8 protein-coding genes are annotated in these 12985 nt (G+C 69.4%); 4 read left to right on the forward strand and 4 right to left on the reverse strand.

From position 1 onward, the window contains the following. Nucleotides 1-19 precede the first annotated feature (19 nt). Nucleotides 20-1117: a tRNA 2-thiouridine(34) synthase MnmA gene (mnmA, locus tag MRBLWH3_RS13355; protein WP_363432731.1), complete on the reverse strand. Its 1098-nt coding sequence runs from the start codon at nt 1115-1117 to the stop codon at nt 20-22. Nucleotides 1118-1126: 9 nt separating this feature from the next. After that, nucleotides 1127-2320, reverse strand: a complete 1194-nt coding sequence (locus MRBLWH3_RS13360) for a cysteine desulfurase family protein (protein ID WP_363432733.1) — start codon at nt 2318-2320, stop codon at nt 1127-1129. A gap of 115 nt (nt 2321-2435) precedes the next feature. Here MRBLWH3_RS13360 and glgX point away from each other — a divergent pair, with 115 nt between their 5' ends. From glgX to glgB, 3 genes are all read left to right on the forward strand, one after another. Next, a complete protein-coding gene (glgX, locus tag MRBLWH3_RS13365) occupies nt 2436-4520 on the forward strand; it encodes a glycogen debranching protein GlgX (RefSeq protein ID WP_363432736.1) in 2085 nt (694 codons plus the stop codon). Between the two features lie 187 nt (nt 4521-4707). Next, a complete protein-coding gene (locus tag MRBLWH3_RS13370) occupies nt 4708-6681 on the forward strand; it encodes a maltotransferase domain-containing protein (protein WP_363435513.1) in 1974 nt (657 codons plus the stop codon). Further along, nucleotides 6678-8852: a 1,4-alpha-glucan branching protein GlgB gene (gene glgB, locus MRBLWH3_RS13375; RefSeq protein WP_363432739.1), complete on the forward strand. Its 2175-nt coding sequence runs from the start codon at nt 6678-6680 to the stop codon at nt 8850-8852. The genes MRBLWH3_RS13370 and glgB overlap by 4 nt, the downstream gene beginning before the upstream one ends. A gap of 82 nt (nt 8853-8934) precedes the next feature. On the opposite strand, the gene MRBLWH3_RS13380 is transcribed toward glgB, so the two are convergent. Both MRBLWH3_RS13380 and MRBLWH3_RS13385 read right to left on the reverse strand, forming a co-directional pair. Continuing rightward, entirely contained in the window at nt 8935-9873 is a 939-nt protein-coding gene (locus MRBLWH3_RS13380; protein ID WP_363432741.1) for a tetratricopeptide repeat protein, read from the reverse strand. Continuing rightward, complete coding sequence (locus MRBLWH3_RS13385; protein ID WP_363432743.1) at nt 9873-11771, reverse strand: glycosyl transferase; 1899 nt, start codon at nt 11769-11771, stop codon at nt 9873-9875. The genes MRBLWH3_RS13380 and MRBLWH3_RS13385 overlap by 1 nt, the downstream gene beginning before the upstream one ends. A gap of 144 nt (nt 11772-11915) precedes the next feature. On the opposite strand from MRBLWH3_RS13385, the gene MRBLWH3_RS13390 reads away from it, so the two are divergent. Continuing rightward, nucleotides 11916-12983, forward strand: a complete 1068-nt coding sequence (locus MRBLWH3_RS13390) for an AI-2E family transporter (RefSeq protein WP_363432746.1) — start codon at nt 11916-11918, stop codon at nt 12981-12983. Nucleotides 12984-12985: the final 2 nt, after the last annotated feature.

Raw genomic sequence — 12985 nt, forward strand, 5'->3', positions numbered from 1 at the left:
GCGGAGACGCAGCATCCGTCTATGCGTCGACCGGGACGGCGGACACCGTGCGATCGATCGTGAACTGCCCGATCACGCGCGTGCCGTCGTAGAGCACCGCGGTCTGCCCCGGTGCGACGCCGTCGAACGGCTCGGCCGGGACGACCGTGAGCACGCCGTCGGCCAGCGTCGCGATCGCCGAAACCGGCTCGGCGTGTGCGCGGATCTGCACGTGGCAGGCGAACTCGCCCGGGCGCTGCGGGCGTCCCGCCCAGGAGTACCGCTCCCCCGCGATCTCGGCGGTGGCGAGAGCCTCCTTGGGACCGACCACGACCGTGTTGGACACGGGCCGCACCTCGAGCACGAAGCGGGGCTTGCCGTCCGGCGCAGGAACGCCGAGCTGCAGACCGCGGCGCTGGCCGACCGTGAAGGCGTGGGCGCCCTCGTGCGCGCCCACCACGGCGCCGGTCCGATCGACGATGTCGCCGCGCTCCGTGCCGACCTTCTCGGCGAGCCAGCCGCGCGTGTCGCCGTCGGGGATGAAGCAGATGTCATGGCTGTCGGGCTTGTGGGCGACGGTCAGGCCGCGCTCCTCGGCCTCGGCGCGCACCAGGGCCTTCGACGGCGTCGCGCCGAGCGGGAAGTACGTGTGCGCGAGCTGTTCGGCGTTCAGGACGCCGAGCACGTACGACTGGTCCTTCGCGGCGTCCGATGCCCGATGCAGTTCGAGCCCCTCCGCGCCGTCGATCAGCGTGGCGTAATGGCCCGTGCACACCGCGTCGAAGCCGAGCTCGAGCGCGCGCTCCAGCAGGGCGGCGAACTTGATCTTCTCGTTGCACCGCATGCACGGGTTCGGGGTGCGGCCCGCACGGTACTCGGCGACGAAGTCGTCGATCACGTCATCGCGGAATCGCTCGGAGAAGTCCCACACATAGAAGGGGATGCCGAGCCGGTCGGCGGCCCTGCGGGCGTCCATCGCGTCCTCGATGGTGCAGCAGCCGCGGCTGCCGGTGCGCAGCGTTCCGCCCGCGCGCGAGAGCGCCAGGTGCACGCCGACGACGTCGTGACCCGCCTCGACGGCCCGTGCGGCCGCGACGGCCGAGTCCACTCCACCGCTCATGGCCGCAAGGATCCGCATGGGTCCAGTCTACGAAGCCCTGCCTGACCGTGGCCCGGACGCCGCTCTCGCGCGCTCGACGAGCTCTGGCAGCACTGCGAGCACAGTGTCGACGTCGTCATCGCCGGTGGTGCGACCGAGCGTGAACCGCAGCACCTGACGTGCCTCGGCATCCGTCCGTCCCATCGCGAGGACGACATGCGACGGCTCCGGCACGCCCGCCTGGCACGCCGACCCGGTGGATACCTCGACGCCGGCCATATCGAGCAGGAAGAGCAGCGTCTCTCCCGACGCCCCGGGGAAGAGCAGGTGCGCGTTGCCGGGCAGGCGGTCGATCGGGTCTCCCAGCAGCTCGGCATCGGGGACGGAGTTCCGGATGCCGCGCACCAGACGCTCCCGCAGGGCTGCAAGTCGCCGCGCCTCGGACACGCGCTCGGCCCCCGCGAGTTCGGCCGCGACGGCGAAAGCCGCCGCGCCTGGCACGTCCTGCGTGCCGGCGCGCAGCCGCCGCTGCTGACCACCGCCGTGCAGGAGCGCGGTGAGGTCCGCGCTGCGTGCGACGACGAGCGCGCCGACGCCGGTCGGGCCGCCGATCTTGTGGGCCGACACGCTCATGGCCACGAGGCCCGCGCGGCCGCGAGCCTCGCCTCGCCAGCCGCGGAACGACACCGGCAGGTGGCCGAACGCTGCGACCGCGTCCAGATGCAGGGGCACGCCGGCCCCCGCGGCGCCGGCCGACAGTGCGGCCGCGTCGTTCACCGTGCCGGCTTCGTTGTTCGCGACGAGCGCGGTGGCCAGGGCGGCGCCGGACAGGGCCGCAGTGAACTCGTCGACACGGATGCGGGCGCTGTCGTCGGTGCCGACGTGCCGCACGACCGCGCCCTGCGCGTCGAGCCATTCGACCGCGTCGAGCGTCGCGTGGTGTTCGCCGTCCGGCAGCACCACGGCGTCGGCGTCTGGTCGCCTGGCCCACCACAGGCCCTTCACGGCGAGGTTGACTGCCTCGGTGCCGCCCGACGTGAACACGACTTCGATCGGGTCGGCGTCGACCACCGCGGCGAGGCGCTCGCGCGCCTCCTCGAGCACCCGGCGCGCGTGCTGGCCCGCGCCGTGGATGGATGAGGCGTTGCCCACCGCCGACGCGGCGTCGATCCAGGCGTCGCGCGCCTCGGGTCGCAGCGGCGCTGTCGCGGCGTGATCGAGATATATCCGTGCATCGCTCATGACCGGTCCGCCTCCTGCGCGATCGGAAGCGGCGGGCCGCGGCATCCGAGATCCGTGTCCGGTGGGACCCGGTGCCGTAACACCGTCGACTCGGACCATGGTTATGGTAGTCCGCATGATCAGCCCGGTCTCCGTCATCTCGCCCCCTGACGCGGGTCTGCTCGACCCCGCACTCGACGGACTGGGGGTCGTGCTCCTCGACGGACAGGCACGCCTGCGGGTCTGGTCTGACACGGCGGACGCGATCGAGCTCGTCGTCTTCGACGACACAGACCTCGACTGGATCACCGCCACCGAGCCGCTCGTCGCCATCGGCGGCGGCGTGTGGGAGATCACGACGCCGCTTCTGCGCCCCGGCACGCGCTACGCGATCCGTGTCGACGGGCCGCACGGCCCGGGCAACACCTTCAACGGCGGAACGCTCCTGCTCGAGCCCTACTCACGGGGACTCGTCCGCACCGGGTATGACGGCTGGCGCTCGGAGGTGGTCGACGGATCGTTCGACTGGGGCGGCGTCGCCAAGCCCGCCATCCCGATGGACCGGACGGTGCTCTACGAGGGCCATCTGAAGGGCCTGTCGAAGCGCCATCCCGACGTCCCCGGCGCCCTCCGCGGGACGTACGCCGGTCTCGCGCACCCGGCCATGGTGCAGCATCTCCTCGACCTCGGCGTCACGAGCATCGAGCTGCTGCCGGTGCATGCGTTCACGACCGAACCGCGGCTGCTCCAGCACGGGCTCGCCAACTACTGGGGTTACAACTCGCTGAACTTCTTCACCCCCCATGCCGCGTACGCGACCGAGGAGGCCCGCCGGCAGGGTCCCGAGGCGATCCTGCGTGAGTTCAAGGGCATGGTGAAGCTGCTGCACGAGGCCGGGCTCGAGGTCATCCTCGACGTCGTCTACAACCACACGGCCGAGGAGGGCATCGGCGGTCCGCGCTCGAGCCTGCGCGGCATCGACAACCGCGCCTACTACCGCCAGCAGGAGGACGGCGCGTACATCGACGTCACGGGCTGCGGCAACGCGGTGGACACGTCGACGGATGCTGCGGCCCGCCTGGTGCTGGATTCCCTCCGCTACTGGGCGAACGACGTGCAGATCGACGGCTTCCGGTTCGACCTCGCCGCGACGCTCGGACGCGATGCGGGGCACGTGTTCACACCGGAGCACCCGCTGCTGCGCGCCATCCTCGACGATCCCGCGCTCGCGGGCGTGAAGATGATCGCGGAGCCGTGGGACGTCGGCATGGGCGGGTGGCAGACGGGCAACTTCGGCGACGGCTGGAGCGAGTGGAACGACCGCTATCGCGATCGCGTCCGCAATTTCTGGCTGAGCGACGTGGACTACGCACGTCGCGCGTCGACCTCGCCGGTCGGCATCGGCGGCTTCGCGAACCGCCTCGCGGGATCCGCGAACACCTTCGCCGACGCCCGCGGTCCGCTCGCGAGCGTCAACTTCGTGACCGCCCACGACGGTTTCACGCTGCGCGATCTGGTGTCGTACGACGTCAAGCACAACCTCGGCAACGGCGAGCAGAACCGCGACGGAGCCGACACCAACCGCTCCTTCAACCACGGCGCCGAGGGCCCGACCGACGACGAGCGCATCCTCGCGACGCGGCGCAAGGCGATGCGCAACCTCCTGGGCACGCTGCTCCTGTCGGCGGGTGTGCCCATGCTGACCGCCGGTGACGAATTCGCCCGCACACAGCGCGGGAACAACAACGCGTACTGCCACGACTCGGTCCTGACGTGGCTGACGTGGGAGCACGCGCCGTGGCAGCAGGATCTGTACGCCCACGTGCGCCACCTGCTGCGCCTGCGTCGTGAGAACCCGGCGCTGCGGCCGAGCCGCTTCGCGCGGCTCGGCGAACGCACGCCCTCGGCGTCTGTCATGGAGTGGTACGACGAGCACGGCGAGACCATGTCGATCGAGCGGTGGACCGATCCGTCCCACCGCACACTGCAGTACGTGGCCGCATCCACGCCCGAGTTCGAGGGCTTCAACCGGGTGCTGCTCATGGTGCACGGCACCGAGCGGCCGATCGAGGTCACGCTTCCCGACGTGGAGGGCGTCACGCGCTTCGTCTCGCTCTGGTCGAGCGCCGACGAGACGCCGTCGGAGAGTGCGGAGGTCTTCGTCCCCGGCGACACCGTCGCACTCGCAGGCACGTCGATGCGTCTCTTCCGTGCCGAGTAGCCCGGATCCTTCGCCGAAATCGCGGCACCGCGTCACGTCGCTGTCTTCCCGGTCGGGCGCGCGATAGGTTCGAGACGTGGTCACGAAGACGCGCTCCGTGCGCTCCCATCCGTGGCGGAGCGCCTCTGCCCTCCCTGTCCGCAGGACCCGTGCCGGGCGGACTGAGCCCGACACCGCAGCGCAGCGCATTCCGCTCGCCAAGCCCACACCCGCCGTCCCGTGGGGTGACTACAGGCCCAAGGCGTTCGTCGGCGAGGTCGTGCCGTTCGGGGTGACGTCGTTCCGTGAGGGGCACGACCGCATCGGCGTGCAGGTGCGGCTGGTCTCGCCCTCGGGCGACGAATCGCTGCACCGCCTCGAGCCGCTCGAGGACGGCTTGGACCGGTGGCGCACCGAGGTGGCTCTGCTCGAACAGGGCGTCTGGCGCTTCCGCTTCGAGTCGTTCGGCGATGACTTCGCCACGTGGGAGCACGCCGCATCCCTCAAGATCGCGGCAGGGGTGGATGCGTCTCTCATGCGTGAGATGGGCGCCCGCCTGTTCGAACGGGCGAGTGCCGAGCGGGGGCGTCCCGTGACGGAGCGCCGGGTGCTCGCCGACGCGGCCGCATCGCTGCGTGACTCCGAGGTCGACGACGCCGGGGCGCTGTCGATCGTCGAGGATCCGGCGATCGCACGATACTTCCACCAGCGACCGTTGATGTCGCTGGTCACCATCGGCGACGACATGGAACTTCTCGTCGAACGCGAACGCGCGGGTGTCGGGGCGTGGTACGAGTTCTTCCCCCGCTCCGAGGGCGCCCGTCGACTCAAGGACGGCACGATCAAGAGCGGCACCTTCCGCACGGCCGCCAAACGCCTGCCCGCGGTGGCGGAGATGGGGTTCGACGTCGCCTACCTTCCGCCCATCCATCCGATCGGGCAGACGAACCGGAAGGGGCGCAACAACACGCTGGATGCGGTGCCCGGCGATCCCGGATCCCCGTATGCGATCGGGGCACCGGAAGGGGGCCACGACGCCATCCATCCCGAGCTCGGCTCGCCCGCCGACTTCCGCGCGTTCGTGCGCGCCGCGCAGCAGCACGGCCTCGAGGTCGCCCTCGACCTCGCCCTCCAGGCCTCGCCCGATCATCCCTGGGTGACAGAGCACCCGGAATGGTTCACGACACTCCCCGACGGCTCGATCGCTTACGCGGAGAACCCGCCGAAGAAGTATCAGGACATCTACCCGATCAACTTCGACATCGATCCGGCGGGTATCTACGCCGAGGTGCTCCGGGTGGTGCGGCACTGGATCTCGCAGGGCGTGAAGATCTTCCGAGTCGACAACCCGCACACCAAGCCTCTGCAGTTCTGGGAGTGGCTCATCACCACCGTGAACGCCGAGCATCCCGACGCGATCTTCCTCTCCGAGGCATTCACGCGACCCGCCGTGATGCAGAGTCTGGCGGCTGTCGGGTTCCAGCAGAGCTACTCGTACTTCACGTGGCGCAACACCAAGCGCGAACTGGAAGAGTTCCTCTCTTCGGTGGCGCATGAGACCGCGGACTTCATGCGGCCCAACCTCTTCGTGAACACCCACGACATCCTCACCGAGTTCCTGCAGTTCGGAGGCCGGCCGGCGTATGCGATCCGCGCGGCGATCGCAGCGACGGCGGCCCCGACGTACGGCGTGTACGCGGGGTACGAGCTCTACGAGAACGTGGCGCGCCCGGGGTCGGAAGAGAACATCGACAACGAGAAGTACGAGTACAAGTTCCGGGACTGGGCCGGCGCGATCGAGCGGGGCGACTCACTCGCCCCGTTCCTGACGCGCCTCAACGAGATCCGGCGCGCGCATCCGGCGCTGAGGCAGCTTCGCAACCTCAGCGTCCACTGGAGCGACGACGACGCGATCCTGGTGTACGCCAAGCATCTCGATGCGGCTCTTTCGCCCGACGGCCGCAGCGACACGATCATCGTCGTCGTCAACACCGATCCCCACTCGGTGCGTCAGACGATGGTCCACCTCGACACCCGCGTGTGGGGCGTCGAGCCGGGTACGCCGTACGAGGTCGAGGACCTCGTCACCGGGGCGCGATGGACGTGGTCGGATCACAACTACGTGATGCTCGACGCGTTCACCGACCCGGTCCACATCCTCCACGTGAAGGAGTCCCGATGACGCCCGCCGACCAGATCCTCGATGCCGTCGCGACGGGCTCGCACCACGACCCCCACTCCGTTCTCGGCATACATCCCGACACCGATGCCGAGGGCACCGCGACCTGGATCGTGCGCGCCCGGCGGCCGTTGGCACGCAGCGTCACCGCCGTGTTCGCCGACGGCACCCGCGTGCCGCTGGAGCACGTGCGCGCAGGGATCTGGGAGGGCACGCGTGCGGGAGGAATCAGCCCGTACGAGCTGCTGACCACCTACCCCCACGGGCCTGACTTCACCGCGGACGATCCGTACCGTCACTCCCCCACGATCGGCGAGCTCGACCTCCATCTGATCGGCGAGGGGCGCCACGAGGAGCTGTGGCGCGTGCTCGGCGCGCATGAGCGCGAGCACGACGGCTCCCTGGGCACCGCCTTCACCGTGTGGGCGCCGAATGCTCGCGCCGTGCGCGTGGTGGGCGACTTCAACGGCTGGGACGGCCAGGGCCACGCGATGCGCTCGATGGGCGGGAGCGGCGTGTGGGAGCTCTTCGTTCCCGGAGTCGGTCACGGCGCGACCTACAAGTTCGAGCTTCGGGCGCGGGGCGGCGACTGGGTGCTCAAGGCCGACCCGATGGCCCGGTTCGCCGAGGTGCCGCCGGCTACGGCATCGGTGGTCGTCCGCTCCTCGTACTCGTGGGGCGATGCCACCTGGCTCGCGCAGCGCGCCAAGTCGACCCCCGTGTCGCAGCCGATGTCGGTCTACGAGCTGCATCTCGGCTCCTGGCGCCAGGGCCTGTCGTACCGTGAGGCCGCCGACCAGATCATCGATTGCGTGGGCGCACAGGGGTTCACGCACGTCGAGTTCCTCCCGCTCGCCGAGCATCCGTTCGGTGGTTCGTGGGGATACCAGGTCACGGGCTACTACGCGCCCACCAGCCGCTTCGGGCACCCCGACGATCTCCGGTACCTCATCGACCGGCTCCACCAGGCCGGCATCGGCGTCATCATGGACTGGGTCCCTGGGCATTTCCCCAAGGACGCCTTCGCCCTCGCGCGCTTCGATGGCGAGCCGCTGTACGAGCACGCCGACCCGCGGCGCGGTGAACACCGCGACTGGGGCACGTACATCTTCGACTACGGCCGCAACGAAGTGCGGAACTTCCTTGTCGCGAACGCGCTGTACTGGTTCGAGGAGTTCCACGTCGACGGCCTGCGCGTGGACGCCGTGGCATCGATGCTTTACCTCGACTACTCGCGCGAGGACGGCGAGTGGGCGCCGAACGTGCACGGCGGACGAGAGAACCTCGAGGCGATCCACTTCCTGCAGGAGGTCAACGCCACCGCGTACAAGCGCTACCCCGGCATCGCCATGATCGCCGAGGAGTCCACGAGCTTCCCCGGGGTCACCGCCCCCACCAACCAGGCCGGTCTCGGGTTCGGGTTCAAGTGGAACATGGGCTGGATGAACGACTCGCTCCAGTACGTCAAGCGCGATCCGATCTATCGATCGCACCACGAGGGCGAACTGTCGTTCTCGTTCGTCTACGCGTTCAGCGAGAACTACGTGCTGCCGATCAGCCACGACGAGGTCGTCCACGGGAAGGGGAGCCTCTTCTCCCGGATGCCCGGCGACCACTGGCAGAAGCTCGCGAACATGCGTGCCTTCCTCGCCTACATGTGGGGGCACCCGGGCAAGCAGCTGCTGTTCATGGGCCAGGAGTTCGGACAGCTCTCCGAGTGGTCCGAGGGACGCTCCCTCGACTGGTGGCTGCTCGATCAGCCCACCCACGCACAGCTCCAGCAGTTCGTCGGAGCGCTCAACCGGATCTATCGGGAGCATTCCGCGCTGTGGGCGCGCGACAGCGACGGCGCGGCGTTCACCCGACTCGGCGCTCCGAAGTGGAATCCCAATGTGATCGCGTTCGCGCGACGGGACTGGCACGGCAACACGATCGTCGTCGCCGCGAACTTCTCCGGGAACCCGATCTCGTATGAGCTCGACCTGCCCGAGACCGGAGTCTGGGATGAGATCCTCAATACCGACGCGCAGGTGTACGGCGGGTCGGGTGTCGGCAACCTCGGCGTCGTCCACGCGGGCGCCGGCGGACGCGCAGTCCTCGTGCTGCCGCCGCTGGGAGTGCTCTGGCTGCGCCACCGGACGGGCGCGCACATCCCGTCGCCGACCCAGGGCTGAGGATCGTCAGAGCCGAGGAGGGCTCCGGGTGCACCCGGAGCCCTCGTCGGCGAGAGGACCGCGTCTTCGGGTGCGGGGCCGCTCAGAAAAGCAGCGAAGCGAGGCGACCGCGGGCCGCGATCACACGGGGGTCCGCATCGCCGACGAGCGCGAACAGCTCGACGAGCCGCTCGCGCACCGGGGTGCGCTCGTCGGCCGGAAGCTGGGCGAACAGATCCAGCAAGCGCCCGAAGGCGTCCTCCACATGCCCGCCCGCGAGATCGAGATCGGCGACGGCGAACTGCGCGGTCACGTCCTGGGGGGCGGATGCTGCGGCGGCACGCGCCGCCTGCAGATCGACGCCCTGCACACGGTCGAGCAGGCGCACCTGGCCGAGCCCGGCACGCGCCTCGGCGTCTCGGGGGTTCTCGACGAGAGCCTTCTCGTAGGCCGCGATCGCACGGGCGTAGTCCCCGTCCTCGATCGCCGCGAACGCCTCCGCGTGCAGCGGCGGGAGGGGCGGCTCAGCGGGGTCCTCCTGCGGGACTTCCCCGTCGACCGAGGCGGAGCCGGCCACGCCGTTCTGGGCCGCGAGCTGAAGGAGCTGTGCGAACACCTCGCGCACCTGCTGCTCGGGCACCGCGCCGGTGAACATCGGCACAGGCTGGCCCGCGACGAGGGCCACGACCATCGGAATCGACTGCGCACGGAACGCCTGCGAGAGCTGGGGGTTCGCGTCGACGTCGACCTTGGCCAGCACGACGCGTCCGCCGAGCTCGATCACGACCTTCTCGAGGATCGGGCTCAGCTGCTTGCATGGTCCGCACCACTCGGCCCAGAGGTCCACGACCACGGGAACGGTGCGCGACAGCTCGAGCACCTGCGGGAACGTGTCGTCGGTGACATCCAGGACGAGCGACGGAACGGCCACGCCGGCGCCGGCCGGCGCCTCCTCACCCGGAGCGGCGGGCGCGGGGCGATTGCGGAGGGAGGAGAGGTCGACGGCGCCGCGAAGCGAGGCGCCCAGAGTGGGATCGGTCACTACAGAATCTTCGCATCGAGGATGTCGGACGAGTAACCGAGCAGACGGATCTTCTCGTTCGAACCCGGACCGGGCACGTAGAAGAACACCTGGTCGCTGAAGGTGGTCGCGAATCCGCTCTGCGACTGGTCGACACCAGCCAGTGTCTTGACCGTGCGGTTGTCGTTGACCTTGATCACGGCATCCGCGTTGGTGGGCTTCACTGTGTCGATCTCATTGATGTTCACTGCGACGATCGCGCCGCTCTCGACCGTCTGCAGGGCGAACGGCGCCTGGACCCCCGCCGCCGAGCTGAACTCCAGGGTTCCGGTCGACGACGCCGTCTTGTTGAACTCGTCGAGTCGCCGCTGACGGTCCGCTGTGATGCTGGCTCGGAGCTGGTCGCCATCGGCCTCGAAGAGGTCGTAGTACTCGCTCTGCTCGCCCTTGTTGACGACGTCCGCGTACGCGGCCGCGACCTCGTTCGGAGGCAGCAGAAGGAACGGCGAGTCCGGCTCGACCTGGGGCGCGCCGATGTAGGCCGGCGCGAGGTCGGGAAGCGAAGTCGAGGCCTCGAGACTTCCGACATACGACAGCTTGTAGTCCGACCACTGATCCTGCTGGGTCAGCACCATGATGCTCGACGTCTTGGACTCCTCATCGTCCGCGACCGCGATGACCGAGCGCGGCCAGCCGTCGTATGCCTGCGGGAGGATGATCTCCAGCGGCTTCGCCAGGATCGGCGCCGGCGCCGGGTAGTCGCCGAGTGCGCCGCGGAGCTTGTAGTTCGTGTCGCGCGCCGCGAGCGCCGCCCCCTCGAGGCGGGTGTCGGCGAGGTCGCCGTCCATCGCGGCGTCGGCGTCGGCCACCGTGGCGGCGATGCGCGTGAGGATGCGCTCGGCCTGCGCCTTCGTCACCGCCGGAGCCTGCTGCCCGTCGGGGGCGATCACGGTCGCCGTGGGCGACGGGGTCGGCGATGAGCCGAGCGGCGGCCACGCGTCGGCCGAGCAGCCCGAGAACAGCAGCGCCGAGACGGCCACCACCGGAAGCACGGCGAACGCACGTCGCCCGCCGCTCGAGACGGCGCGACGCGTCGGCTTCGAACTGCTGATCACGCCCTTGTCGTCGTCGTGATCGATCGCGATGTCGATGGGCTCGGTGACCGGCAGCGGCAGGCCCTTGCGGCGAGGACCGCGCTTGCGCCGCGCGTGGCGGATACCGAGGATGTACAGGAACACGCCGACGGCCATCAGGATGCCGCCGGCGACGATCAGCGGCCCAGCCCAGGGCGTCGACGTCTGCAGCGGCCACGAGATCGTCACCCTGCTCGGCGCGGGCGCGGTGCCATCCGCGGCGACCAGCACGCTCATCCCCTCCGGCAGCTGAAGCGGCGCGATGAGGAGGTCGGTCTGCTGGTACTCGTCTAGCCACAGGTCGGATCCGACGGGGGTGCGGCCGGTGGTCTCGGCGGCATCCTCCCCGCCGGTCGCATCATCCGCGGCGGCGTCGCCCGCCGCGGGGTCGTCGGATGGGGCCTCTGCGGCGGGATCCGCGGTCGCATCGACCTCGGGCTCAACGACGGCGGTCTCGAGTCCGCCCTCGTCGTCGAGCGTGACGTGGGTGTACGTGGAGTCGGAGAGCCAGGCCTCCATGTCGGCCGTGCGGCCGTACGAGGCGAAGATGTCGCCTTCGGTCTGGGCCCGCAGCGTCTGCGTGCCGGGCATCTGATTGAGCACGGCGCCGTCGATGAGGAGATACGGAGTCTGCTCTTCGACCGAGATCGCCGTGGTCTCGGTCTTGGGTCCCTGGAAGATCGTCCGCTGGGCGATGCCCGCACCGATCATCACGGTGGCGAGAACGAACGCCGCCACGGCCCACACGAAACGCACGAAGAACACCTTTCCCGGGCGCGCGGACACGGCGCACCCTTCGATTCAACAGTTCAGGGTAGCGAACACGACCTGTGAGGCGCGTGGGAGGCGGCATTCACGGGGCTGGACGTCTCTGATGCGTATCCTGGGCGGACAGATGGATCGACAGGGCGCCGATCTGAGGGGGACTCGATGAAGCTGCACAACCCGTTCCGCACCGCGCTTCTCGCGACGCTGGGTGTCGGCCTCGGGCTGCTGCTCATCGGGGGCATCCAGAACCTCCAGACGATCCTGCTCTACGTCGGCACGGCGCTCTTCCTCTCGCTGGGCCTCGACCCGATCGTCGCATGGCTCGAGCGCCGCAAGCTGCCGCGCTGGGCGGCGGTGCTGATCACGATCCTCGGGGTGCTTGCTGTCTTCGCAGGCATCATCCTCATGGTCGTCCCGATCATCGTCCAGCAGATCGGCCAGCTCGTCACGACCATCCAGGACCTGGCCGAGAAGGGCGAGTTCGACGACCCGGTGGGCGCGATACAGGACTGGCTGCACGCGGTCTTCCCCGCGCTCAACGTCGATGAGGTGTGGGGCTACATCGAAGACTGGTACGCCTCGCTCGATGTCGGCGCGATCGGCTCCGAGGTCGGCGGCAGCATCATCGCGATCATGGGTGCGCTCATCGCGGGATTCGCCGGCGCGTTCATCGTGCTGATCCTCACGATCTATTTCACGGCGTCGACGCCGAACCTGAAGCGCGCCGTCTACCAGCTGGTCCCGGCATCCAAGCGTGCCCGATTCATGGATCTCGGCGAGCAGATCACCGACTCGGTCGGCTATTACGTCATCGGCCAGGTCACGCTCGGCCTCATCAACGGCGTGCTCAGCGCGATCTTCCTCACGATCATCAAGGCGCCCTTCCCCGCGGTGCTCGCGGTGATCGCCTTCTTCTTCTCGCTCATCCCTCTCGTCGGCACGCTCACCGGCTCGATCATCATCGTGTTCACGTGCCTGGTGGTGGGTTCCCCGACGACCGCACTGATCGCCGCGATCTATTACCTGATCTATATGCAGATCGAGGCGTACGTCATCTCGCCGCGCATCATGGGGCGCGCCGTGGCGGTCCCCGGAGCGGTGGTCGTGATCGCGGCCCTCGCCGGCGGTTCGCTGCTGGGCCTCCTCGGCGCCCTGGTGGCGATCCCGGTGGCGGCCAGCATCCTGATCATCTACCGCCAGGTCGTGATCCCACGCCAGAACGAACGGTGACG

This window comes from Microbacterium sp. LWH3-1.2 (assembly GCF_040675855.1).
In the GTDB taxonomy this organism is placed as follows: Bacteria; Actinomycetota; Actinomycetes; order Actinomycetales; family Microbacteriaceae; genus Microbacterium.